This window comes from Flavobacterium ammonificans, from assembly GCF_020886115.1.
In the GTDB taxonomy this organism is placed as follows: Bacteria; Bacteroidota; Bacteroidia; order Flavobacteriales; family Flavobacteriaceae; genus Flavobacterium; species Flavobacterium ammonificans.
Map to the genome: position 1 here is coordinate 2,007,796 of NZ_AP025185.1, position 23,495 is coordinate 2,031,290.

25 protein-coding genes and 1 other RNA gene are annotated in these 23,495 nt (G+C 32.6%); 9 read left to right on the forward strand and 17 right to left on the reverse strand.

The features are described from left to right. Window positions 1-271: 271 nt before the first annotated feature. Complete coding sequence (locus LPC20_RS08895; RefSeq protein WP_229324587.1) at window positions 272-697, forward strand: helix-turn-helix domain-containing protein; 426 nt, start codon at window positions 272-274, stop codon at window positions 695-697. Here the strand turns inward: LPC20_RS08895 and LPC20_RS08900 are convergent. Then, window positions 694-1,257: a 1-acyl-sn-glycerol-3-phosphate acyltransferase gene (locus LPC20_RS08900; RefSeq protein ID WP_229324589.1), complete on the reverse strand. Its 564-nt coding sequence runs from the start codon at window positions 1,255-1,257 to the stop codon at window positions 694-696. The genes LPC20_RS08895 and LPC20_RS08900 overlap by 4 nt on opposite strands. A gap of 62 nt (window positions 1,258-1,319) precedes the next feature. On the opposite strand from LPC20_RS08900, the gene LPC20_RS08905 reads away from it, so the two are divergent. Further along, window positions 1,320-1,985, forward strand: a complete 666-nt coding sequence (locus LPC20_RS08905; RefSeq protein ID WP_229324591.1) for a spermidine synthase — start codon at window positions 1,320-1,322, stop codon at window positions 1,983-1,985. Between the two features lie 36 nt (window positions 1,986-2,021). Beyond that, window positions 2,022-2,732 (forward strand): ion channel, encoded by a 711-nt coding sequence (locus LPC20_RS08910; protein WP_229324593.1) that lies wholly within the window; start codon window positions 2,022-2,024, stop codon window positions 2,730-2,732. On the opposite strand, the gene LPC20_RS08915 is transcribed toward LPC20_RS08910, so the two are convergent. From LPC20_RS08915 to LPC20_RS08925, 3 genes are all read right to left on the reverse strand, one after another. After that, window positions 2,729-3,703, reverse strand: a complete 975-nt coding sequence (locus LPC20_RS08915; protein WP_229324596.1) for a YitT family protein — start codon at window positions 3,701-3,703, stop codon at window positions 2,729-2,731. The genes LPC20_RS08910 and LPC20_RS08915 overlap by 4 nt on opposite strands. A gap of 57 nt (window positions 3,704-3,760) precedes the next feature. After that, window positions 3,761-4,486, reverse strand: coding sequence for a 3-deoxy-manno-octulosonate cytidylyltransferase (gene kdsB, locus LPC20_RS08920; protein ID WP_229324599.1), 726 nt, complete (start codon window positions 4,484-4,486; stop codon window positions 3,761-3,763). A gap of 71 nt (window positions 4,487-4,557) precedes the next feature. Further along, a complete protein-coding gene (locus tag LPC20_RS08925) occupies window positions 4,558-5,979 on the reverse strand; it encodes an ATP-dependent DNA helicase (protein WP_229324601.1) in 1,422 nt (473 codons plus the stop codon). A gap of 200 nt (window positions 5,980-6,179) precedes the next feature. On the opposite strand from LPC20_RS08925, the gene LPC20_RS08930 reads away from it, so the two are divergent. Together LPC20_RS08930 and LPC20_RS08935 are read left to right on the forward strand one after the other, a co-directional pair. Further along, window positions 6,180-6,992: a DUF3822 family protein gene (locus LPC20_RS08930; protein ID WP_229324603.1), complete on the forward strand. Its 813-nt coding sequence runs from the start codon at window positions 6,180-6,182 to the stop codon at window positions 6,990-6,992. After that, window positions 6,989-7,546: an RsmD family RNA methyltransferase gene (locus LPC20_RS08935; RefSeq protein WP_229324605.1), complete on the forward strand. Its 558-nt coding sequence runs from the start codon at window positions 6,989-6,991 to the stop codon at window positions 7,544-7,546. The genes LPC20_RS08930 and LPC20_RS08935 overlap by 4 nt, the downstream gene beginning before the upstream one ends. 18 nt (window positions 7,547-7,564) lie before the next feature. Here LPC20_RS08935 and rnpB read toward each other — a convergent pair. Next, an RNA gene (rnpB, locus tag LPC20_RS08940) (RNase P RNA component class A) lies at window positions 7,565-7,890 on the reverse strand. Window positions 7,891-8,066: 176 nt separating this feature from the next. Here rnpB and dnaX point away from each other — a divergent pair. Together dnaX and LPC20_RS08950 are read left to right on the forward strand one after the other, a co-directional pair. Then, a complete protein-coding gene (gene dnaX, locus LPC20_RS08945) occupies window positions 8,067-9,152 on the forward strand; it encodes a DNA polymerase III subunit gamma/tau (protein WP_229324612.1) in 1,086 nt (361 codons plus the stop codon). After that, a complete protein-coding gene (locus tag LPC20_RS08950) occupies window positions 9,089-9,820 on the forward strand; it encodes a DNA polymerase III subunit gamma/tau (protein ID WP_229324614.1) in 732 nt (243 codons plus the stop codon). Before dnaX ends, LPC20_RS08950 begins: the two co-directional genes overlap by 64 nt. Before the next feature lie 8 nt (window positions 9,821-9,828). On the opposite strand, the gene LPC20_RS08955 is transcribed toward LPC20_RS08950, so the two are convergent. From LPC20_RS08955 to LPC20_RS09000, 10 genes are all read right to left on the reverse strand, one after another. Then, on the reverse strand, window positions 9,829-10,719 hold the full coding sequence (locus LPC20_RS08955; RefSeq protein ID WP_229324615.1) for a Ppx/GppA phosphatase family protein: 891 nt from the start codon (window positions 10,717-10,719) through the stop codon (window positions 9,829-9,831). 43 nt (window positions 10,720-10,762) lie between these two features. Beyond that, a complete protein-coding gene (ppk1, locus tag LPC20_RS08960) occupies window positions 10,763-12,910 on the reverse strand; it encodes a polyphosphate kinase 1 (RefSeq protein ID WP_229324617.1) in 2,148 nt (715 codons plus the stop codon). A gap of 4 nt (window positions 12,911-12,914) precedes the next feature. Continuing rightward, window positions 12,915-13,400, reverse strand: coding sequence for a SixA phosphatase family protein (locus tag LPC20_RS08965; protein ID WP_229324619.1), 486 nt, complete (start codon window positions 13,398-13,400; stop codon window positions 12,915-12,917). 167 nt (window positions 13,401-13,567) lie between these two features. After that, complete coding sequence (gene pdxH / locus LPC20_RS08970) at window positions 13,568-14,212, reverse strand: pyridoxamine 5'-phosphate oxidase (protein WP_229324621.1); 645 nt, start codon at window positions 14,210-14,212, stop codon at window positions 13,568-13,570. A gap of 13 nt (window positions 14,213-14,225) precedes the next feature. Continuing rightward, window positions 14,226-15,131: a ribonuclease Z gene (locus LPC20_RS08975; protein ID WP_229324623.1), complete on the reverse strand. Its 906-nt coding sequence runs from the start codon at window positions 15,129-15,131 to the stop codon at window positions 14,226-14,228. Window positions 15,132-15,153: 22 nt separating this feature from the next. After that, window positions 15,154-15,357: a hypothetical protein gene (locus LPC20_RS08980; protein ID WP_229324625.1), complete on the reverse strand. Its 204-nt coding sequence runs from the start codon at window positions 15,355-15,357 to the stop codon at window positions 15,154-15,156. A 2-nt stretch (window positions 15,358-15,359) separates the two neighbouring features. Further along, window positions 15,360-15,692, reverse strand: a complete 333-nt coding sequence (locus LPC20_RS08985) for a ribonuclease Z (RefSeq protein WP_229324627.1) — start codon at window positions 15,690-15,692, stop codon at window positions 15,360-15,362. A gap of 63 nt (window positions 15,693-15,755) precedes the next feature. Beyond that, on the reverse strand, window positions 15,756-16,682 hold the full coding sequence (locus LPC20_RS08990) for an aspartate carbamoyltransferase catalytic subunit (protein ID WP_229324629.1): 927 nt from the start codon (window positions 16,680-16,682) through the stop codon (window positions 15,756-15,758). A 41-nt stretch (window positions 16,683-16,723) separates the two neighbouring features. Continuing rightward, window positions 16,724-17,263: a bifunctional pyr operon transcriptional regulator/uracil phosphoribosyltransferase PyrR gene (pyrR, locus tag LPC20_RS08995; RefSeq protein WP_229324631.1), complete on the reverse strand. Its 540-nt coding sequence runs from the start codon at window positions 17,261-17,263 to the stop codon at window positions 16,724-16,726. 110 nt (window positions 17,264-17,373) lie between these two features. Then, window positions 17,374-18,990 carry an ABC-F family ATP-binding cassette domain-containing protein gene (locus LPC20_RS09000; protein WP_229324633.1) on the reverse strand — a complete coding sequence of 539 codons (1,617 nt, stop codon included), beginning with the start codon at window positions 18,988-18,990 and terminating at the stop codon, window positions 17,374-17,376. Between the two features lie 262 nt (window positions 18,991-19,252). Here LPC20_RS09000 and LPC20_RS09005 point away from each other — a divergent pair, with 262 nt between their 5' ends. Then, entirely contained in the window at window positions 19,253-20,914 is a 1,662-nt protein-coding gene (locus LPC20_RS09005; RefSeq protein WP_229324634.1) for an MFS transporter, read from the forward strand. A gap of 72 nt (window positions 20,915-20,986) precedes the next feature. Here LPC20_RS09005 and fsa read toward each other — a convergent pair whose 3' ends face one another. Next, window positions 20,987-21,643 carry a fructose-6-phosphate aldolase gene (gene fsa / locus LPC20_RS09010; protein WP_229324636.1) on the reverse strand — a complete coding sequence of 219 codons (657 nt, stop codon included), beginning with the start codon at window positions 21,641-21,643 and terminating at the stop codon, window positions 20,987-20,989. A gap of 128 nt (window positions 21,644-21,771) precedes the next feature. After that, on the reverse strand, window positions 21,772-22,503 hold the full coding sequence (locus LPC20_RS09015) for a bacteriorhodopsin-like (protein WP_229324638.1): 732 nt from the start codon (window positions 22,501-22,503) through the stop codon (window positions 21,772-21,774). Window positions 22,504-22,613: 110 nt separating this feature from the next. On the opposite strand from LPC20_RS09015, the gene LPC20_RS09020 reads away from it, so the two are divergent. Beyond that, the gene (locus tag LPC20_RS09020; protein ID WP_229324640.1) at window positions 22,614-23,495 is read left to right on the forward strand and encodes a Brp/Blh family beta-carotene 15,15'-dioxygenase; all 882 of its coding nucleotides are present in this window, start codon (window positions 22,614-22,616) and stop codon (window positions 23,493-23,495) included.

The following is a 23,495-nucleotide window of genomic DNA, read 5'->3' on the forward strand; positions in this document are numbered from 1 at the left end:
CAATTGTAAACTACTTTTATTAGGTTTAATTTAACTTTGTAAACAGAAAAAGGGATTGTTTGTATGTCAAATTTCAAATAATTGTTAGCATTTGTAAACTGTAATTATTTATTAATTTAATTTTCTTATAATCAGTATTTTAAATAGTATTATTTGTATTAAAATCTGAATTTAATCCCTGCTTTATCAAGCCAATAATTACAGTTATAGCCCTTCGTAACTAATAATTGATTACATTTGTAAACAAATTAAATCTAAACTAAATACTACCATGGTAAACACGGACGATTTTGTAAAGAGATTAGAAAATGTGTTGGAATACTATAACTTGAATGCTTCAGCATTTGCAGATAAAATTGGCGTACAACGCTCTAGTATGTCTCACCTCCTATCTGGACGTAACAAACCAAGTTTGGATTTTATCCTTAAAATTTTAGAGGTTTTCCCAGAAGTAGATTTGTATTGGATATTAAATGGAAAAGGGATATTTCCGAAGACATTAGATAGTCTACCATCAACAGAAGTGCCTACTCCTCTTCCATCGATTTCTTACAATAAAGAGGTTAGTTTGTTTTCTGACTCAAAACCGTCTCAAAATACAATCCCATCTGAGACTTTAAATAAAGAGACTGTCGTAGTAGAAAAAATCGTTTTCTTCTATTCTGACGGAAGTTTTAAAGAATACAAAGGCAATTAGTTTGCAGGCACATAAAATCCTTTACTTGGTACTTTACCTTTTACACCAATAAAATGATTCTTTAGAACTGCTAAATCAGCTTCGTAATTTCCTGTAGGTTGAAACGGAAGACCTAGCTTTACTTCTTTATTACCAAAATCAAAAGCAACAGGTAGTATTGGAACATTTGCTTTTAATGCGATGTAATAAAAACCGGTTTTTAATTCGCTTACATAATTACGTGTCCCTTCAGGAGCTACCGCTAAACGAAACGTCTCTTTGGTGTCAAAAATAGCAGCAATCGAATCTACTTTATTCAATCCACCAGAACGATCTAATGGCGCACCGCCCATATATTTAAAATAAGCCCCGAAGAAAGGAAAGCGAAACAATTCTTTTTTAGCTACAAAATTCATTTCAAGGCCTACAATTCCTCTTGTAAAAATTCCTAAATAAAAGTCATGTGCACTTGTGTGCGGCAAAACCATCATTACACATTTTTTTATTTCAGGGTTGATTGATCCAACAATCTTCCAACCCATGAGTTTAAAAAAAATCCATTTATATAATTGTGCTTTCATTCTTTTGCTATTTAGTGCAAATAAAACAATTAAAATCTTATTTTTGAATAAATCCCCACATTATGATTCGCAAAATTTTCAGTTATTTAGTTCCAATTACGATTTACAAAGCTAAATCTAGCTGGAGTAAATCAATTGAAATCACCTGGAATCACGGGCAATTAGTTCTTGATTCTGAAAACACTAATTATTCCTATGGTAGTCTACAACGCATTTTACGTCTTGGATTAAAAACAATTGGCTTTCGCCAAATAAAAAAGATGGATAGGGTATTAGTTCTTGGTGTAGCCGGCGGAAGTGTAATCAAAACGCTTGTTGACGATATTCAATATAAAGGAACAATTACAGGGGTTGAAATTGATGCAGAGGTGATTCAAATCGCTAATCGCTATTTTAATTTAGATGCAATTCCAAAACTAAATTTAGTTGTTGCAGATGCTTTTGAGTATGTATTGCAGACGAATACCAAATACGATTTAATTATCGTTGATGTTTTTCAAGATACTACAATGCCTAACTTTTTATTTGAAAATTTCTTTACAAAAAAACTTTGTTCATTACTTGAGGTAAATGGCTATATATTATTTAATACTATGATATTAAATAGTATTGATGAGCAAAGAAATAGTAAATATAGTTCTGAATTTTACCAACCCAATTTTAGAATAAAAAAAATCCCACGAATAGAAAATCATAATGAATTATTAATTATTGAAAAAATAAAATAAATAATTCCGAAATTTACATTCCACTTAAATTACTCTATGAAAAAAACTGTCCAAAAATTATTTTTAGGAAAATCTTCCAACGGAGTTCAGGCAGAATATAATCCGATTCAAAAAAGAATTCAAAACATTCAATCTATATGGGATAATGACCATGAAGATGATAATGGCATAGAGAAAATTTTCAGATTATTGCTTTCTTCTTCACAATTGTTATTCCCTGGTATCTACATCAAGTATTTTTCAAGGAAAAAAGGGATAGAATACCAAGATTTAGCAATTGATATTTACATTTTAATTAAGGTTGCTTTCCCGATTACTATCTTAATTTATCAATGGTATACGATTGATTGGGTGGTTATTGTAATGACGTACTTGTTTTTAGAAACTATTTTCTACATTCCAACCTTAATTTTCGCCTCTGATTTATTCTCAAGACCACGGTCATACAGAAGATCAATGATTTTATTATTTTTTAATTATACAGAAATATTCTTATCGTATGCGGTATTTTATTCATTAGGTGATTTTTTAAACCGAAAATTCACACATTGGTTTGATGCAATTTATTTCAGTATAATAACTTCTACATCTGTTGGATTTGGAGATTTTTACCCTACAACTTTTATCGGTAAATTATTAGTTAGTACACAATCACTATTATTTTTATTTTTTATTATAATTTTTTTAAATTTTTTCTCAACCAAGGTAAAACCTAAAGGTTATTTTGATATTGATAATAAAAATTAGTGTAAAGGACGTTTTTTAATCATTCCACCTTTGGTGTCTTTAACACTGTTCATAACAATGAACGCACTTGGTTCAATTTTTTCAATTTCTAAACTTAATCTGTTTAATTCCAATCGTGTAACAACAGTATATAAAATATCCGTATGAATTGTTTCACCTTGTTTACCATATCCCTTTTTTCCGTTATACACAGTAACACCTCTTCCCATTTTATCTATTATCATTTGTCGTATCTCATCTGAATTTGTAGCAATAATAGTAACACCAATATATTCATCTATACCCTCTACAATAAAATCCAAAGTTTTAGAAGCAGACAAATAGGTTATCATAGAATATAATGCGATTTCCATTCCTAAAAAATAAGCCGCAGCAGAAAAAATAACCACATTAATTACTATGATCAAATCTCCAATAGTACTCCCAATTTTTCTACTCAAATAGATAGCTAATACCTCTGTCCCATCTATAACAGCTCCACCTCTGACTGCAAAGCCAATTCCTGCTCCTAGAAAAAATCCGCCAAAAACAGCTACAAGTAAGTTGTCGTTGGTAACATTCGGAAAGGTAACTGTAGCTAAAACTAAAGCTAATCCAGCGATAGCCAAAGCCGTTTTTATAGCAAACTTAGTACTCACTATTTTGTATCCCATTAAAACAAAAGGAATGTTTACAACTATGATTAATAGAGGGAGTGGAATTTCAGTAACAGCTGAAATTAATAACGATATACCTGTTGCTCCTCCATCAATAAAATTATTGGTTAACAAAAATCCTTTGAATCCAAATGCCGCTGAAAAAATTCCAATAGTAATTAAGAAAAAATCTTTCCAAGCCCTTTTGATTAAAATTAAAAGTATTCTATAGGCTTTTGCTAATTGGTAATCAGAATATTTTTTTGAACTTGAGTTATTGGTAGATTTTGTTCGTAAAATAGTTTGAGTTAAAACTCTCTTTAAAAATACTCTCATAATTATTAAATTAACTTATTGATTATAAACAAAATACTATAATTTACGAATTCACTTTTATATTAGTAACCTTGCTTTTTCTAAATCTTCTGGAGTATCAATACCGATTCCGAGATGGGATGTTTCTACCATTTTGATGCGTTTGCCAAATTCCAAATAGCGTAATTGTTCTAGTTTTTCGGAGGCTTCCAAAGATTGCATTGGCAGGCTATAAAAATCAAGTAACGCTTGTTTTCTAAAAGCATAAATTCCGATGTGTTGAAAATACCGCACTCCTACATTTTTCTCTCTTGGATACGGAATCACCGAACGGGAAAAATACAAAGCAAACCCATTTTGGTCTACTACTACTTTAACATTATTTGGATTATTGATATCGTCTTCATTGGTGATTTCACGCATTACAGAAGCTAAATCTACTTGCTGAGCCGTATCCTTTTGAAATACTTCAATTACTTTTTGCAAGGGATCAGCATCAATAAAAGGCTCATCTCCTTGTACATTGACTACAATATCAACATCTAAATGTTCTATCGCTTCAGCAATACGATCACTCCCCGACTCGTGCTCTTTGATACTTTTTATTGCCTTTCCTCCATTAGAAACAATCTCATCAAAAATTAAATCGGAGTCAGTAACAACAAAAACATCATCAAACAACTTAGTCTCTATTGCAGCTTCATAAGTTCTTAGAATCACTGTTTTTCCTCCCAAATCTTGCATTAATTTGGCCGGAAATCGCGTTGAAGCATAACGAGCTGGTATGACGGCTATTATTTTCATTTCTGTTATAAAGTATTAGTAGTATCAATGAACTACAAATTTAAACTAATTATTGAGTTATATCTCTTTGATTACTCCACAAAACTTTCATCTTTGAAACCAATCAAATACAATTTATTTTTAGCTCTTGTCATAGCTGTGTATAACCATCGAATATAATCGGTATTGATTCCGTCAGGTAAATACGGTTGTTCAATGAAAACGGTGTTCCACTGCCCTCCTTGCGATTTATGACAGGTAATAGCATAGGAGAATTTGACTTGCAAGGCATTAAAATAGTCGTTATTTTTTACTTTCTGGAATTGCTTGAATTTAGTTTCACCTTCATAATCTTTGAGCACTTCTTGGTACAAACGATTGGATTCTTCATACGTCAAAGAAGGCGATTCGCTTTTTATGGTATCCAAAAGTAAAACCGTTTCAAATGGCTTTTGATCAGGGTAATCGACCATACGGATTTTTACTTTAGCAAACTTAAAACTGTACAATTCTTGAATACCAAATATTTCCAAAACCTCAATTATATCACCATTGGCAATAAAACCAGCTTCATCTGAATCTTTTAGCCAAAAGTAATTGTTCTTTACCACCATTAAAAAATCTCCCGTTGACAATTCACTTTCTCGATCTAAAATTCGAGTGCGAATTTGTTCGTTATACTGGTTGGCTCTTTTATTGGAACGAACAATAAATGCAGTATCTTCTATACTGTAATTGTTATAAGCAGACTGAATAGCGTCCTGAATGTCATAGCCATCCGTCAATCGAACTATATCTTTGTATTTTTTTACATCAAACTGAAAATCAGTCACAAATGAATCTTTCAACAATTCACGAAGTTCCGTTGCATTGAATAAAATGCCTGAACTTTCCTCCTGACGCATCACTTCGTCTAATTCAATAGACTCAATTTCTTTATCATAATGAACCGCTAAAGTATGGGTATCCAAAGCGGGACTAATATCTAAATTCACTGGTGGTAGCTGCGCAGTGTCTCCCAAAAGAATCATTTTGCAATTGGTTCCCGAATACACATACGAAATCAAATCATCTAACAAAGAACCGTTTTCATACAATTTAGAATCCGAATTTGCATCCGAAATCATCGAGGCTTCATCAACAATGAAAATAGTGTTTTTATGTTTATTAGGCTGTAACGTAAACGAAACGCCTCCTCCAGAAGATTTCTTAGGAAAATAGATTTTTTTATGAATGGTAAAAGCTGGCTTGTTTGAATAATTGGCAATTACCTTAGCTGCACGACCCGTTGGCGCAAGCAAAACATATTTTTTATTGATCTCTATCAGATTATTGACAATTGTAGAAATAACGGTCGTTTTTCCAGTTCCTGCATATCCTTTCAATACAAAAATGGTGTTGTTCTCCATTTCGGTTAAGAAAATGGTAATCTTTTGAAAAAAGATATCCTGTTTGTACGTAGGTTCAAACGGGAATTTTTTCTTTAAAAGACTGTAAAACAGGGAGGAATTCATTCTGACTAATTTGTCTGCAAAGTAAACAATTGCAATGACAAAAATCAATTGCAATTACAAAAATCAATGATAAAATTTAATAGCGAGTTCCATAATTAATTTGATTTATTTCGTGATTTTTGAAATTGATTTTTGAAATTACTAATGAAATTGATTTTTGCCATTGTTATTCGTATGTTTGCATTGTTGAAACAAAACCTATGAATACCAATATCACCGAAAAAAGTTATAAAAAACTGTCGATTCAAGTTGCCTTGAATGGACTTTCTTTTTGTTGTTTTGACACCTTAAACAATACGATTACCTCGTTCAACGAAGTACGTTTTGATACTTTTCACAAAGCGACTAAAACAGAGGATTTATTTGCCGATGCTTTTAGTGATTATCCTGAATTAAAGGATTCGTATGACGAGATTCTAATTATTCACAATAATAATCTTTCTACATTTGTGCCTGAGCCATTGTTTGACGAAAACTTTCTAGGCAGCTATTTGCAATACAATACTAAAGTTTTTGAAACTGATTTTTTTGCTTTTGACGAAATTGCTAATTGCCAAATGAATACTGTTTACATTCCGTATGTAAATATCAATAACTTTTTTATTGACCAATTCGGCACTTTTGATTACAAACATGCTAATTCTATTTTGGTTTCCAAATTATTAATTGGATCCAAAAACAATCCAGAAAAGAAAATGTTTATTCATATTAATTCTGGTCATTTTGAAATTATTGTTTTACAAAATCAGAAACTATTATTATTCAATTCGTTTGAGTATTCAACTCCTGAAGATTTCTTGTATTACATTTTGTTTACAGCAGAACAATTAGGTTTAAATCCAGAAGAATTCCCGTTAGAACTGATAGGAAAAATAGATACTGAAAGTGACTATTATCAATTGGCTTATAAATACATTCGTAATGTATCATTAATAGATATTAGTGATTTACAAGCTAAAAATAATTTTTCAGAAGCGGACAATAGAAATCACTTTATACTTTTTAATTCATGAGAATTATTTCAGGCAAATACAAAGGCCGACGCATATTTCCTCCAAAAAACCTTCCTGTACGTCCCACAACTGATATGAGTAAAGAAGCATTATTCAATGTTTTGAATAATCATTTTAGTTTTGAAGGGTTAAAAGTATTGGACTTGTTTTCAGGAACAGGAAACATCAGCTTCGAATTTGCTTCTAGAGGTAGTTCGCCCATTACTTCCGTAGATGGTGATTTTGGTTGTGTAAAATTCATCAAACAAATTGCTGCTGAATTTGATTTCAATATTGCTGCCACCAAAAGTGATGTTTTTGCTTTCCTTGAAAAAAACAAAACGACTTACGACATCATTTTTGCAGACCCTCCTTATGGTTTAGACCAAAAAACCTTCGAAAAAGTTGTTACTTTAGTTTTTGAAAAAGGACTTTTAGAAGAAGAGGGCATGTTGATTATTGAGCATTCCAAATACACTAAAATGGAGCATTTACCTCATTTTTCTTTCCAAAAAAGTTATGGTGGATCTTTCTTTAGCTTCTTTGAAATTGCAACTTCGGAGGACGAAGAATAGTTTTCTCCAAAAATTATAAAAAAAAGCAGACCTATAAGCCGGATTCTGTCTCCGTAAACGGAGCCTTATCATTTATCTAGATCTTACATTACTGTAAGACTCAAGCTATCTACCCTTCAACAACGGACGAGAAGCCCTTAAATGCTGATATACTTGATATTTCACCGCATAGAGTTTACCTGGTTTCACTACAGCATTACCTGTACATACTTTCTGTTGCACTTGTCCTAATTCATCTCGAAAAATCGAGACAAACCGACGGGTGTTACCCGCTATGCTTCTCTGTGGTGTCCGGACTTTCCTCCCTCCTAATGAATCAGGACGGCGATAAGGCGGTCTGCGGGGCAAATTTACAACTTTATTTACGGTAAATCATAATTGATTCTTTCGCACTTCTATTTTACTACTATTCGGATTGGGATTATTGTTAGTAAATTGGGGATAAGTCATCTTGTAATTGGAGTAAAGCTGTTGCTTTTTGAAATTTCATATCCTATATTTGCTATCTAATACCAATTCAATGGAACAATTTATAGTATCGGCGCGTAAATACCGTCCACAAACATTTAAAGATGTTGTGGGTCAGAAAGCCATTACCAATACTTTGTTGAATGCCATTGAAAACAATCACTTGGCCTCTGCCCTTTTATTTACTGGACCTCGTGGTGTAGGTAAAACTACTTGTGCACGTATTTTGGCACGAAAAATCAATCAACCAGGTTACGACGATCCAAATGAAGATTTTGCTTTCAACGTCTTTGAATTGGATGCAGCTTCTAATAACTCAGTAGACGATATTCGAAACTTGATTGATCAAGTACGTATCCCACCTCAAACCGGACAGTACAAAGTGTATATCATTGATGAGGTGCATATGTTATCTTCTGCCGCTTTTAATGCGTTTTTGAAAACTTTAGAAGAACCACCAAAACACGCCATATTTATTTTGGCTACGACCGAAAAACACAAAATCATTCCAACGATTTTATCACGTTGTCAAATATTTGATTTCAAAAGAATTACCGTTAAAGATGCTAAAGAACACTTAGCAGAGGTTGCTACAAGTCAAGGAGTTCAATTTGAAGACGACGCTTTGCATATCATTGCTCAAAAGGCAGATGGTGCTATGCGTGACGCTTTGTCTATTTTTGACCGAGTAGTTTCTTTTTGCGGTACTAATTTGACTCGTCAAGCGGTAACAGAGAATTTGAATGTTTTAGATTACGAAACGTATATCAATGTAACCGAATTGATTTTGGAAAACAAAATTCCAGAATTATTAGTTGCTTTTAACGAAATTCTTGCCAAAGGATTTGATGCCCATCATTTTGTTGCTGGATTGGCTTCTCATTTCAGAGACTTATTGGTTTCTAAAAATCCTGCTACTTTATCTTTGTTAGAAGTTGGAGAACAAGCACAGCAAATGTATGGTGTTCAAGCACAAAAATGCGACACCAATTTCTTGTTGAAAGGAATTGAAATTGCGAATGATTGTGATTTGAAATACAAAGTCAGTCAAAATCAACGATTACTTGTTGAACTTTGCTTAATGCAATTAGCCTCCATCACTTTCGATGGAGAAAAAAAAAAGTTGAGCAATTTATAATTCCGCCCACATATTTTAAAAATTCAGACTATTCTATAGTTGAAGTAGTTAAAAATACTGAAACTCCTAAAGAAACTGAAGTAACGCCAGCTACTCCTTCATCAGAAAGTATAGAAGAAATTCCAAATGAAGTTGAAGAAATAGTTACAACAGTAACTGCCCCTATTATTGAAATTCCAAAACCTACTATTCCAAACGAATCAGAACCTAAAGTTTCTGCGCTCTCTTTATCAAGTATTCGCGCTAAAAAAGCTTTAGAAGAAAGTTCAAAAACGTTTGTAAAAGAAACCGTTCATTTACCCACAGAGCCATTTACTGAAACAGAAATGTTGTTGCAATGGAATAAATATGCGCAACGTTTGGGAGACAAAGGCTATAAAATTATGGAGTCATTATTACTTATTAATGATCCTGTTTTGAATGGTACTCACATCACGATTGAATTACCTAACGAGGGTTCCAAATTGGATTTTGAAAGTGAAAAATTAGGATTATTAGGATACTTAAAAGGGCATTTACACAATCATGACATTACAATTGAAGTCATTGTCAATGAAAGTTTTGAAAGTAAACGCAGTTTTAATGACCAAGATCGCTATAACCGTTTGCATCAAATTAATCCGAATATTGAATTATTAAAAACAACATTCGGATTAGATATTACTTAAGTGATTATTTAGATTTTGCCGTAGTACATGGCTTTAACAATTCCGTCTGCTAACCCAATCTTAGGAACGTAGATATTTCTAGCTCCACTCCATTTCATTGCATTCAAATAAATTCGTGTAGCAGGAATAATTACATCGGCACGATCAGAGTTCAATCCTAATTCAGAAATTCGTTGCTCATAAGTTAATGAATTCAAAAAGGCATATTGAGAATTCATATAAATATAAGATAGCGGTTTATCTTGTGATTTCGCCGACATTTTAAACAACTTGTTGATATTCCCACCAGAACCAATTAAAGTTACTTCATCATATTCTTCAGTATTAGTTCGAATCCATTTCTCGATTTCCTCCCAAACCACTTCATGAACCATATCATTTAATAGTCGAACTGTTCCTGCTTTAAAAGATCTAGAAACAATCATCTTTCCATCAGAAAACAAAGTAAACTCGGTGCTACCACCACCTACATCAACAAAAAGATAGGTCTTTTCAGTTTTAATTAAGCTATGTAAATCGCTTGAAGCAATTATAGCTGCTTCTTTTTTACCATCAATAATTTCAATCTTTATTCCGGTTTTCTTTTTTATGATTTCAGTTACTTCTTTACCATTATATGCCTCACGCATTGCTGAAGTTGCAAAAGCTTTGTATTGCTCAACTTTATGAACTTTCATCAATAGACTAAATGCTTTCATCGCATCACACATTCTGTCAATATTTTCTTCAGAAATGGCTCCAACAGTAAATGCATCTTGTCCCAAACGAATTGGCACACGAACTAAGGAACTTTTGTTGAATTGCGTTTCTTTGTCATCTTGTTCAACAATATTAGCAATAAGCAATCGCATGGCATTAGATCCAATATCGATTGCAGCGTATTTTTTTATATTTAGCATTAAATAAATTCTGAATTATAAAATTGGAAAGGGATAAAAACAACTAGTTTATTTCACCACCTTCTAATTGGTTCTTATAATAATTATACGTCTCTAATTGAGCTCTAAAAATAGGTTTGTTGCCTCTTTGTCGGTATTTGTTATCTAAAAGATGTGAATGCAATCTAGCTTTTACATTACCCTGCCAACCTAAGTCAAAATTATCAATTAACTCTCTTTTAATATCTTCATCATAAATAGGACAAGTTACTTCTACACGTCCATCTAAATTACGAGTCATCATATCAGCTGAGGAAATAAACACCTCAGGATCCCCTGCATTACCAAATATATAAATACGAGAATGTTCTAAATAATTATCTACGATACTTATAGCTTCTATATTCTCGCTTAAGCCAGGTATTCCGGGAATTAAAGAGCAAATACCTCTAACTTCTAATTTAATATTTACACCTGCATTACTTGCTTCGTATAATTTATCAATCATTTCAATGTCAGATAAACTGTTCATTTTCAACTTCATGTAAGTTGTATTACCTTCTTTTGCATGAGCAATCTCTCTGTTTATAAGCTTATTAAACTTATTTCTAGTGAAATGAGGTGAAGTAATAATATGCTGGTAATTGTAAATGCGATAGTTGATTTCAAAAAATTCAAAAACTTTAGATACATCTTTAAGTATTTTTTGATGTGCTGTAAATAAAGTAACATCGGTATATACTTTTGCGGTAGATTCATTAAAGTTTCCTGTCGAAATTATACCGTATCGGTGAATTTTAGATCCTTCCAATCTTTCGATAACACATATTTTACTGTGTACTTTTAATCCTTTTACACCAAAAATAAGTTCAATTCCCTCCATCTGCATTTGTTCAGAATAAAAAATATTACTGGCTTCGTCAAATCGCGCTTGCAATTCAATTTGGACAGTTACTTTTTTTCCATTTTTAGCAGCGTTAATTAATGAACTGATAATTTGAGAGTTTTTTGCTAATCGGTATAACGTAATTTTAATTGTAGTTACTGCAGGATCCAATGCTGCTTCTCTTAAAAACTTAATCACATACGAATACGATTGATAAGGAGCACTAACCATATAATCCTTAACCGCAATTTTCTTCATTATATTTTCATCCAAACTCAATCCTGGTATAGGTAAAGGCGGATTTGTTTTGTATAATAAATCAAACCTCCCAAGGTTTGGAAAATCCATATAATCCCTTCTGTTATGGTATTTACCACCAGGAATGATACTATCAGTAGCATCAATTTTCATATTCGTCAGGAAGAAATCAAGTGTGTCTTTATCAATATTCTGATCGTAAATAAAACGAACCGGCTCTCCAATCCTTCTGTCTTTTACACTTGATGCTATTTTTTCCAACATACTTTTACTCAAGTCACTGTCAATATCCAACTGAGCATCTCTTGTAATTTTAATCATATGGGCATCAACGCTTTCATAATCAAAAATATCAAAGATTTTGTTTAAATTTAAACGGATAACATCATCAAGCATAATCACGAATTGTTTTTCACCTTCAGGAGGTAAAACCACAAAACGATTGATTGTTTTTGGAATTTCGATTACTGCATAAAGGACTTCTTTCTTACTTTTTTTATTGGTTTCTTTAGCATTTCTTTTCAATAATGAACGAAAATTAAAAGAACGCTCTTCAATTTCTTTTGAAAATCCGTTAATTACTAATTTGACTGCCAAATAGCCCGAAGTATCCTTTAATACCGGAAAATGATCTAAATCATTTAAGATAATGGTAACTAACTCAGGACTTACTTTTTGTACAAAAAAATCTTTTAAGTACAATTCTTGATCTGGAGTTACATCATTTTCATCAATAGTAAATATATTTTCTTTCTCTAAGCGAGCTTCAATATCACTTAATATGGCTAAGCTTTCCGCTTGTTGATCAATTACGATTTCTGTTATATCATGCAATAACTGACTTGATGAAATTCCGTTAAAGTATTTCTCACCAGAAATTCCATTTAAAGTTAACCTGCGAATTGCAGCAAAACGAACTCTAAAAAACTCATCTAAGTTATTGGAGAAAATTCCAAGAAAACGCATTCTGTCTAATAATGGAACCGTTACGTCACCCGCTTCTTGTAAAACACGGGCATTAAAGGCTAACCAACTTTTTTCTCTATCAATATATCTTTGTTGCAACACTTAATTATTTTAAATCTTTTGGAAAAATAGTTTTTAAGATCCTACCATTTTTAATGTTACTCCATTGATCATCGTCGAATTGAATTGAAACAAAACCGGAGGTTGGAACATTAGGCAGGATGCAATCTCCAAATTTATTAACAAAATTTGTAATAGCCTCATTATGGCCGAAAAGAATAACAGTTTCATAAAGATTATTACACGATTTAATCACTTTTTCGAGTTGAAATTCATCAAAAGTGTATAAATCCTCTTTGTAAATTATATTCTCTATGGGGAATGAAATGTTTTGTGCAAAAATTAAGGCAGTATCAGCGGCCCTTTTTGCAATACTACTCCAAAGTAAAAAAGTTTTGGGAATGTAATTAGAAATAGTAGAAGAAACTAGATGCGCATCTACAATTCCTCGATGTAAAAGTGGGCGGTCAACATCTTGAAGCGGCGCTTCCCAACTTGATTTTGCGTGTCGAACTAAGATTAAATTTTTCATAATATTATGGGGGATTATTAGTTAAAAATTAATGTACACATCAACAACATCTTCAACCCCTAATTTACGAAAGAATAAAATACAAATTACAAATGGATGAAAAATTTCTTTTCAATAACTCTTTGAACCAAATCGGAAATCTAAATAAAATAGCAAATTATTCAATATCAAGGTGACAAACGGTCAATTTTCCATGAAAAATCAGACTGCGCTTGATAACGAATTCGATCGTGAAGTCGGTTAGGTCTTCCCTGCCAAAACTCCACTTCGAGAGGTGTAACTAAAAATCCTCCCCAGTGTTCGGGTCTTGGAATAACCATACCTTCAAAATTGGATTCTAATTGTTTTAAGTTTTCTTCTAAGTATTCTCTTGATGGAACCACTTCTGACTGATTAGAAACTATTGCTCCTAATTTACTTCCGTCTGGCCTTGAAGCAAAATAATTGTCAGAAATCGCTTCGGCAGTTTTTTGAGCAATACCTTTAATAATCACTTGACGTTCCATACTATGCCAAAAGAATGACAAACAAACATTAGGATTCGCAGTGATTGCCTTTCCTTTTTCGGAATTATAATTGGTATAAAAAATAAATCCTTCTTCGTTAAACTTCTTAAGTAAAACCACTCTTGATTTTGGAAATCCATCCAAACCAATAGTTGCAACCGTCATGGCGTTGACTTCTTCGCTACCGCCAAAATCTTCTACTTCATGAAACCATCTATTGAACAAGTTAATAGGGTCTTCAGGAATTGAAGTTTCTAATAATTCACTTTTATCGTAGGTTTTTCTGTAATCGCTTAAATCTTTCATGACTAGTTTTGTTTTACAATTCAAATGTTTTTCCGTCTTCTGCTAATGCTACTTCTGAAAAAATAGTTGCTGCTTCTTCCTTAAACAAGCTTATGCTTTCGTAACGGGTTGAATAATGCCCTAAAATTAATTGTTTTACATTGGCTTTCAAAGCAATTCGAGCCGCTTCTTTTGCAGTAGAATGCAAAGTCTTTTGAGCTAAACCTTCTTCTGATTCCAAAAAAGTAGATTCGTGATACAAAACATCTACATTTTCGATAATTGGAAGAATAGCTTCATGATACACGGTGTCTGAGCAAAAAGCATAACTTTTAGGCTCGATTGGGTCAAAAGTCAATTCTGAATTGGGTATAGTTCTACCGTCTTCTAGAGCAATGTCTTTCCCGTTTTTAATTTTTTGATAATAACAGCTCTCTATTTCATAATTCAGCACCGCATCCATATTCAACTTGCGTTCACCTACTTTTTCTTGGAATAAAAAACCATTAGTATACACACGATGTTTTAAAGGTATGGTTGTAACCATCACTTTTTCATCTTCAAAAATAGTCTCACTTTCCTCCGATTCCAATTCATGAAAATACAAACCGTAATTCGTCCACGAATTAGACAATCGCAATTGCAACAGAATAATTTCTTTGATTCCTTTTGGACCATAAATATGTAAATCCGTTGTTCTTCCTAACAAACTAAAAGTAGAAATCAGTCCTATCAAACCAAAAAAATGGTCGCCATGCAAATGGGAAATAAAAACTTGATTGATTTTAGAAAACTTAATCTTGTTCTTTCTAAGCTGCACCTGAGTACCTTCTCCGCAATCAATTAAAAACATTCTGTTCTTAATCTCTAATAACTGAGAAGTTGGATTCGTAATCGTTCGAGGTGTAGCGGCATAGCAGCCTAAAATGGTTAGTTTCATGTATTTAATTTCTTATCCGAAATTAATCTTCTTTTGAATTGGATTTAGCACCTAATCTATTGATTTTAATTGCAAAAAAGCCAACACACACAGCATAGATAATTAGGCTTATAAAATCAAAATTTCCCGTTTTAATACCGTGAATTATATCTCTTGCAAAAAGAAATGTGAGCAAAAATAGCGCTATTGTGTAGAGATATATTATGGTTTTGATGTTTACTTTCATACTTAGAAACCTAAATCACGTTCAATTTCTTCCATCTCAATAATATCATGTGCTTCTAAATTAGAAGGCACTACAGATAATTGAGCAGGAACAGCATTAAAATCGATCCCTTCTGCCACTACCACAAATGATTTTTTTAGTTTTTTATGTTGTTTAGCCAAAGGTAGCAACAATTTTAAATCTGCAAGAGTAACTGATGGATTATGAGATAAATCGATGATTACATTATGGGTATCAAATGCTGTTTTAGATTGTGACACTTTATCTAAAAATGAAGCGAAATCTCCTTGGGTATCTTGTATTGTTATGGTATGTCCTTTTTGATCTACTTTCATAAATGGGGAATTAAAACTAAAACAGTTTATTAAAATATAATTGCCAAGTTTATTTCAAATAAACTATTGAATTTTTGAAGCCAAAAGATAGATAACCGCCATTCGTATCGCTACACCGTTCTCTACTTGGTCTAAAATAACCGATTGTTGAGAATCGGCAACATCGCTCGTAATTTCGACACCACGATTAATTGGTCCGGGATGCATAATTACAATTTCTTTATTTAAGGAATCTAATAGATTTTTATCTACCCCATATTGTTGTGCATATTCTCTTGTTGAAGGAAAGTAATTAACGTCCATACGTTCATTTTGCACTCGTAACATATTAGCTACATCACACCATTCTAATGCCTTACGTAAGTTTGACTCAACTGTTACTCCAAGTGATTCAATGTATTTAGGAATCAAAGTTTTAGGCCCGCAAACCTTTACTTCGGCACCTTGCATTTGCAGGGCGTAGATATTAGACAAGGCAACACGAGAGTGTAAAATATCCCCCACAATGACCACTTTTTTACCCGCTACATTACCTAATTTTTCGCGGATGGAATAACTATCTAACAAAGCTTGTGTTGGATGTTCGTGTGCTCCATCTCCTGCATTAACTATACTTGCTTTTACGTTTTTAGATAAGAAATAAGCCGCACCTGGATTAGCATGACGCATTACTACCATATCCACTTTCATTGAAAGGATGTTATTTACAGTATCGATCAATGTTTCCCCTTTCTTAACTGAAGACTGTGCTGCAGAAAAACTAATCACATCGGCCGACAATCGTTTTTGGGCTAATTCAAAGGAAAGTTTGGTTCGGGTACTGTTTTCAAAAAAGATATTGGCAATGGTAATGTCTCGTAAAGAAGGAACTTTTTTAATCGGTCGATTGATAACTTCCTTAAAATGATCAGCAGTTTCAAATATTAAGTCAATATCATTTTTGTTAATGTATTTAATTCCTAATAAATGATTTACGCTTAATTCTTTCATTTTTCTTTACAATTATAATTTTATAAGGATTGACTTTCTATTTAATTGGTTATTAAATATACGCCGTCTTCTCCATCATTTTCTTTCCAACACACCTTTACTTTTTCGTTATTGATGGCATCTACCTGTCTTCCTCGGTAATCGGGCTGAATGGGTAAATTACGACTAAAACGTCTATCAATCAATACCAATAATTCAATCTCAGAAGGTCTTCCAAAGGACTGAATAGCTGTTAAAGCTGAACGAATACTTCGCCCTGTAAACAAGACGTCGTCAATAAAAATGACTTTTTTGTTTTCTACAATAAAATTGATGTTGGTTTTATTCGCTTCTAAAGGTTTTTCAGTTCTTCTAAAATCATCTCTGAAAAAAGTAATGTCCAAATAACCCAAAGTAATATCTAAAGTTTGGTATTCTGTTTCTAAAATTTCTTTTAAACGCTCTGCTAAAAAAACCCCTCTAGGTTGTATTCCAACTAAAATTGTATCCGAGAAATCTAAGTGTTTTTCAACCAATTGACAAGCCAAACGATGTAGTATGATAGTAACTTCTTTTGCAGTAAGTAATACTTTTTGACTCATGGTAAAGTGTTATGTTTGGTTTGCAAATATACAAATTCTGTTTAATGATTGATAATTAAAAATTACAGAAAAAAAGCCTTGAAAAATCAAGGCTTTTTAAATAGTAAAAATTAAGAATACATTTTAGTTCTTAATTCTTGAACTTTTTCATCGTCTAAATAATCGTCAAAAGTCATGTAACGGTCTATGGCTCCATTTGGAGTTAACTCCACTACTCTATTACCCACTGTTTGTGCAAATTCGTGGTCATGAGTTGTGAATATAACCGATCCTTTAAAGTTTTTTAACGAATTATTAAATGCTGTAATCGACTCCAAGTCCAAGTGATTCGTAGGCTCATCCAACATTAAAATATTCGCGCGTTCCATCATCATACGAGACAACATACAACGTACTTTTTCTCCTCCTGATAATACGCGACTAGTTTTTAAAGCTTCTTCTCCAGAGAAAATCATTTTCCCCAAGAAACCTCTAATAAACACTTCGTCTCTTTCTTCTTCAGTTTTTGCCCATTGGCGTAACCAATCTACTAAAGTCAAGTCGTTCTCAAAATACGAATGATTCTCAGCTGGCAAATACGCTTGGTTAGTTGTAATTCCCCAATCAAATGTTCCTGAATCAGCGTTCTGATTGCCATTCAAAATTTCGTAAAATGCAGTCGTAGCACGTGAATCTTTTGAGAAAAGAACAATTTTATCGCCTTTCGCCATATTCAAGTCCACTCCTTTGAACAAGGTTTCTCCATCTATAGAAGCACTCAAATTTTCAACATTCAGAATTTGGTCACCCGCTTCTCTATCTTGGTCAAAAATAATCGCTGGATAACGACGGCTTGAGGGTTTAATCTCAGAAATATTCAATTTAGAAATCATCTTTTTACGAGATGTAGCTTGTTTAGATTTAGCCACATTCGCAGAAAAACGACGAATAAATTCTTCCAATTCTTGTTTCTTTTCTTCCGCTTTTTTGTTTTGTTGTGCACGTTGTTTAGCCGCTAACTGACTTGATTCGTACCAAAAAGTATAGTTTCCTGAATAATGGTTAATTTTTCCAAAATCTATATCTGAAATATGCGTACAAACCGCATCTAAAAAGTGACGGTCATGCGATACAACAATTACTGTATTGTCATAATTTGCCAAGAAATTTTCTAACCAAGCAATGGTTTCAAAATCCAAATCATTGGTAGGCTCATCCATAATCAACACGTCAGGATTTCCAAAAAGGGCTTGTGCCAAAAGGACTCGTACCTTGATTTTTCCTTCTAAATCACCCATCATAGTATAATGATTGTCTTCAGAAATACCAAGATTAGATAACATCGACGCAGCATCCGAATCAGCATTCCAACCGTTCATCTCCTCAAATTGCACTTGCAACTCTCCTATTCTATCGGCATTAGAATCATTATAATCCAAGTACAATTCATCCATTTCTTTTTTAACGGCATACAACACTTTGTTTCCCATCATTACCGTTTCCAAAACAGTAAATTCGTCGAACATATTGTGGTTTTGGTTTAAAACCGACATACGTTTTCCTGGTTCCAAGTGAATATGACCTGAAGTAGGATCCATCTCACCCGAAATAATTTTTAAAAAAGTAGATTTTCCAGCACCATTGGCACCAATAACACCATAAATATTACCTTGAGTAAAAGTGGTATTGACCTCGTCGAATAAAATTCGTTTGCCAAACTGAACTGATAAATTATTAATTGATAACATGTCGTATATTTTTTTGCAAAAATAGCAAAAAACTAAATAGCTTTATTTTAAAATTAAATTACACAAGGATTTCATTTATATACTGAAACGAAATAACATCTTGAACATATCATTAGAAAAAAATCAATGATTTACATCAAAAACTATTTATTCTATAATTTTGAAAAGATTTATTATGAATTATTTTTTTTTGATTTTAGTATCAAATACTTTTACATTTTAAGCAATTAATTATCACAAACTAAAAAAACCAAAAACTAAAATGAATTCAGAACAAACGAAGTCGAATAATTCGGCACTTTCGACCCTAATCACGGTCTTCTTCTTTTGGGGATTTATTGGAGCATCTAACGGTGTTTTCATCCCTTTTTGCAAGGCTAAATTTGGATTGGATCAATTCCAAAGTCAGTTAATTGATTTTGCCTTCTACGGGGCATATTATATCGGAGCGTTATTATTGTTTATATTTAGTAGTGTTGCTAAAAGAGATATTCTTAACGGCTGGGGATTCAAAAAAGGAATTATTTACGGATTGTTAATCAGTACTTTTGGGGCTGCTTTAATGATTTTAGCTGTTTTGCAAGGAAGTTATTTGTTCATCTTGGGAGCTTTATTTATTGTAGCCTTAGGATTTTCATTACAACAAACTTCAGCACAACCGTTTGCAGCTTCCTTAGGTGAACCACATTCGGCTTCTAGTCGATTGAACTTAGCTGGAGGAATTAATTCATTAGGAACAACTATAGGACCTATCGTTGTTTCTTTTGCACTTTTTGGAGTTATTTCAGGAGTAAGTATTGAAGAATTTGCTCAAAAAGCCGACTCCCTAGATTCTATGATTACTTTGTATATGGCTGTTGGTGGCTTGTTCTTGTTGGCTGCTGCTTTATTTCATTTTTCTAAAAAATTACCTGCTGGAAAAAGTGATGCTACGTTTGAAACAGCTAACAAAGCTTTAACTACGCTTGTTGTAATTACTGTTTTATTAGTAGTGATATTTGGGTATATCTTCGCTCGATATGAAGATCCAGAATTTATTAGACGTTTTATAGAAAACAAAGAAGTTGATTACTTAGGACTTGGATTAACTATATCTACTTTATTAGTAGTGGTAATTGGTCTTTTATTTGCGAATGCTACAGCTCAAAAAAATCCACAAGGTTGGGGTGCAATGAAATACCCACAATTAGTGTTAGGAATGCTAGCCTTATTCTCTTATGTGGGTGTAGAAGTTACAATAGGTAGTAATTTAGGAGAGTTATTAGCAACTAAAGATTTTGGGGCAATTGACGGTCCTGGACTTGCGCCATTCATGTCTATGTATTGGGGAAGTTTAATGATTGGTCGTTGGGCTGGTGCAATTTCAGTTTTCAATCCGTCTTCTCAAATGAGAAAAATTTTACTAATTGTAGTTCCTTATGTAGCTTTTGGAGTTGTACTGACTGCTAACGCAATTTCTGGACAAGATATTACTCCGCTATATGCTTATGCTTTTGTAATTGTATTCCAAATTGTTGGTTTCTTCTTAGGAAAAGATCAACCATCAAGAACTTTATTAATTTTTGGTTTACTAGGAGCAATTGCAATGATCATTGGATTAGCTACAACAGGAACAATTGCAATTTTTGCTTTTATGAGTGGTGGTTTATTCTTGAGTATTATGTGGCCTTGTATCTTCTCTTTAGGAATTGCAGGATTAGGAAAATACACTTCTCAAGGAGCTGCTTTCTTAGTAATGATGATTTTAGGTGGTGGTATTATTCCGCCATTACAAGGTAAATTAGCCGATGTAATTGGTATTCATACTTCGTACTTTATTCCTGTATTGTGTTTTGCATTTATTGCATTCTACGGATGGAAAGTAATCGGAATTTTAGAAAAACAAGGTATTGGAAACGATATCGAAGTGGGTGGTGGACACTAAAAATACGCAACTAACCAAAACCAAAAAAATCCCATCAATTGATGGGATTTTTTAATTTATAAAAGAAAAATATTATTTATTCCCCTTTTCAAAATCAGCAACAAATTGTGCCAATCCAATATCTGTTAATGGGTGTTTCAATAATCCGTAGATAGCAGAAAGAGGTCCTGTCATCACATCGGCACCAATTTTAGCACAGTTCATAATATGCATCGTATGACGCACAGAAGCTGCTAAAATTTGCGTTTCAAATCCGTAATTATCATAAATCAAACGAATCTCTTCAATCAGTGCTAATCCATCTGTAGAAACATCGTCCAAACGACCAATGAATGGAGAAACGTAAGTAGCTCCTGCTTTAGCAGCTAATAATGCTTGACCAGCAGAAAAAACTAAAGTAACATTCGTTCTAATTCCTTTATCAGAAAAATATTTGGCAGCCATAACCCCTTCTTTGGTCATTGGTAATTTAACTACAATTTGCTCGTGCAAATCAGCCAACTCCTCACCTTCTTTTACCATGCCTTCAAAATCAAGAGCATTTACTTCGGCACTTACATCTCCATCTACTAAATTACAAATGTCTACATAATGTTTTAAGATATTATTTTTTCCGGTAATACCTTCTTTTGCCATTAACGACGGATTAGTAGTTACACCATCCAAAACACCTAAAGCTTGTGCTTCTTTAATTTGAGCTAAATTAGCTGTGTCTATAAAAAATTTCATTCCAAAAATATTTAGTTGTGAATACGCTAACAAAAGTAAGAAATGAATTGAGAACTAAAAATAAATTAACTGCATAAAAAAAACCGCCTCTTTTCAGAGGCGGTTTTGGAACTAATATCTTAGAATTTCTAGTTTGAACTAGAAGTAGATTTAACAGCTAAGTTGTAAACAACTAATCCAAATCCGATTTTGTTGATAGCATCCGCAATGTTGTAAGCAACATCTACACTCCCTTTACCAAGGAAACTTGTGTACCAACCATCAGTTCCTAACATGTATCCTAATGGGTAAATTGCCCATCCAACAAGTACGAACCAACATAAGATTTTGTGTGAAGCCAATACATCTCCACCAGCAGCTTTTGCTAGTTTTGAAGCTTCGCCTAACCAAATTTCGTAAACAATTAAGAAATAAGCAAGTCCTGAGATGAATCCCCAAAAAGCTGCTTGGTCACTAAAAATTGTTTCTCCAAAGTATCCTGTTACTAACATGATGATTGAGTAGAAAATCATTTTCCACAACAAGCCCTGTTTTGCACCAGCAACTTTTAGAATTAAATAAAACTCTAGACACATCAATGGCACAGTAAGTACCCAATCCACGTATCTAAAGAACGTTGGTGATTCTTGGAATGCATTCCAATAATCACGCATGTAAAAGTAGTGTACTGCAGCAATAAAAGTAATCAATCCTGATACTAATACTGAAGTACGCCATTTCTTATCGAACTGACTTAGCGATAAGAAGAAAAAAGCTGAAGCAGCCATCATGGCCATGCTTCCAATGAAGAATGTAAATCCAACATAGTCGTTTGGTAGCATTTTTGCTACATTAGCAGAAATAAACATAAAATTTGACATAAAATAAAAAATTAGGTTAATTAATAAAGTAAATTTACAGTATTAAGTAATACAAATTACATTTTTGTGTTTATTTTTTTTGAAAAAAGATTAAACAAAAACAATTAATTATGTCAAATACATTAAAATTATCAGTCATAACAAGCTTTGCGGGACTTTGGCTAACTTCTTATTTATCAAATAAATACCAAATAATTTTAGGTTTTTTTTTGATTTTGTCATTTGGAGTACTTCATGGAGCCAATGATTTGGTTCTAATTGACCAGTTAAAATCAAATAAAAAACTCGATTTTGTCAAAATAATTGGAATTTATGTTTCAATTGTTGGAATATCCGTTCTTCTATTTACTAATATTCCAATTGTGGCTTTATTATTGTTTATTTTGGTAAGTAGTTACCATTTCGGAGAACAACATTGGAATGAAATTATTAAAACAAATAAATCATTTATAACACCAATATTTCAATTTAATTATGGATTGCTAATCTTGGTGATTTTATTTTACTTTAATTCAAAGGAAGTAATTGAAATCATTTTTGAAATAACTAAGTACACCCTTTCAACAGAATTTATTGAAACTGCGCTACTAATTACATTAAGCTTATTTGTGGTTTTATCTATTCGGTTATATCAAATTTCAACTGAGTTTAAGAATAACCTAATCGAACAACTGTTTTATCTCGTTGTTTTAGCAATTGTATTTAAAGCTTCGAGTTTAATTTGGGGATTTACCATTTACTTTATTTTTTGGCACAGTATTCCATCGCTAAATGATCAACTGATTTTTTTATATGGCTCTTCTACCTGGGCTGATTTTAAAAAATATTTCAAAACAGCTTTTATTTATTGGTTTATTTCTTTGGTAGGTGTTTTTGGCTTGTACTATATAGCGAAAGATATGGTTGTATTTGACGCATTATTTTTCGCTTTTTTAGCCTCAATAACTTTTCCGCATTTTATTGTCATATTAAATATGTACCAAAAAAAATAA

Coding starts and splice junctions, on each gene's coding strand:
- LPC20_RS08895 (WP_229324587.1), top strand. CDS start 272: ATGGTAAACACGGACGATTTTGTAAAGAGATTAGAAAATGTGTTGGAA.
- LPC20_RS08900 (WP_229324589.1), bottom strand. CDS start 1,257: ATGAAAGCACAATTATATAAATGGATTTTTTTTAAACTCATGGGTTGG.
- LPC20_RS08905 (WP_229324591.1), top strand. CDS start 1,320: ATGATTCGCAAAATTTTCAGTTATTTAGTTCCAATTACGATTTACAAA.
- LPC20_RS08910 (WP_229324593.1), top strand. CDS start 2,022: ATGAAAAAAACTGTCCAAAAATTATTTTTAGGAAAATCTTCCAACGGA.
- LPC20_RS08915 (WP_229324596.1), bottom strand. CDS start 3,703: ATGAGAGTATTTTTAAAGAGAGTTTTAACTCAAACTATTTTACGAACA.
- kdsB (WP_229324599.1), bottom strand. CDS start 4,486: ATGAAAATAATAGCCGTCATACCAGCTCGTTATGCTTCAACGCGATTT.
- LPC20_RS08925 (WP_229324601.1), bottom strand. CDS start 5,979: ATGAATTCCTCCCTGTTTTACAGTCTTTTAAAGAAAAAATTCCCGTTT.
- LPC20_RS08930 (WP_229324603.1), top strand. CDS start 6,180: ATGAATACCAATATCACCGAAAAAAGTTATAAAAAACTGTCGATTCAA.
- LPC20_RS08935 (WP_229324605.1), top strand. CDS start 6,989: ATGAGAATTATTTCAGGCAAATACAAAGGCCGACGCATATTTCCTCCA.
- dnaX (WP_229324612.1), top strand. CDS start 8,067: ATGGAACAATTTATAGTATCGGCGCGTAAATACCGTCCACAAACATTT.
- LPC20_RS08955 (WP_229324615.1), bottom strand. CDS start 10,719: ATGCTAAATATAAAAAAATACGCTGCAATCGATATTGGATCTAATGCC.
- LPC20_RS08965 (WP_229324619.1), bottom strand. CDS start 13,400: ATGAAAAATTTAATCTTAGTTCGACACGCAAAATCAAGTTGGGAAGCG.
- pdxH (WP_229324621.1), bottom strand. CDS start 14,212: ATGAAAGATTTAAGCGATTACAGAAAAACCTACGATAAAAGTGAATTA.
- LPC20_RS08975 (WP_229324623.1), bottom strand. CDS start 15,131: ATGAAACTAACCATTTTAGGCTGCTATGCCGCTACACCTCGAACGATT.
- LPC20_RS08980 (WP_229324625.1), bottom strand. CDS start 15,357: ATGAAAGTAAACATCAAAACCATAATATATCTCTACACAATAGCGCTA.
- LPC20_RS08985 (WP_229324627.1), bottom strand. CDS start 15,692: ATGAAAGTAGATCAAAAAGGACATACCATAACAATACAAGATACCCAA.
- LPC20_RS08990 (WP_229324629.1), bottom strand. CDS start 16,682: ATGAAAGAATTAAGCGTAAATCATTTATTAGGAATTAAATACATTAAC.
- pyrR (WP_229324631.1), bottom strand. CDS start 17,263: ATGAGTCAAAAAGTATTACTTACTGCAAAAGAAGTTACTATCATACTA.
- LPC20_RS09000 (WP_229324633.1), bottom strand. CDS start 18,990: ATGTTATCAATTAATAATTTATCAGTTCAGTTTGGCAAACGAATTTTA.
- LPC20_RS09005 (WP_229324634.1), top strand. CDS start 19,253: ATGAATTCAGAACAAACGAAGTCGAATAATTCGGCACTTTCGACCCTA.
- fsa (WP_229324636.1), bottom strand. CDS start 21,643: ATGAAATTTTTTATAGACACAGCTAATTTAGCTCAAATTAAAGAAGCA.
- LPC20_RS09015 (WP_229324638.1), bottom strand. CDS start 22,503: ATGTCAAATTTTATGTTTATTTCTGCTAATGTAGCAAAAATGCTACCA.
- LPC20_RS09020 (WP_229324640.1), top strand. CDS start 22,614: ATGTCAAATACATTAAAATTATCAGTCATAACAAGCTTTGCGGGACTT.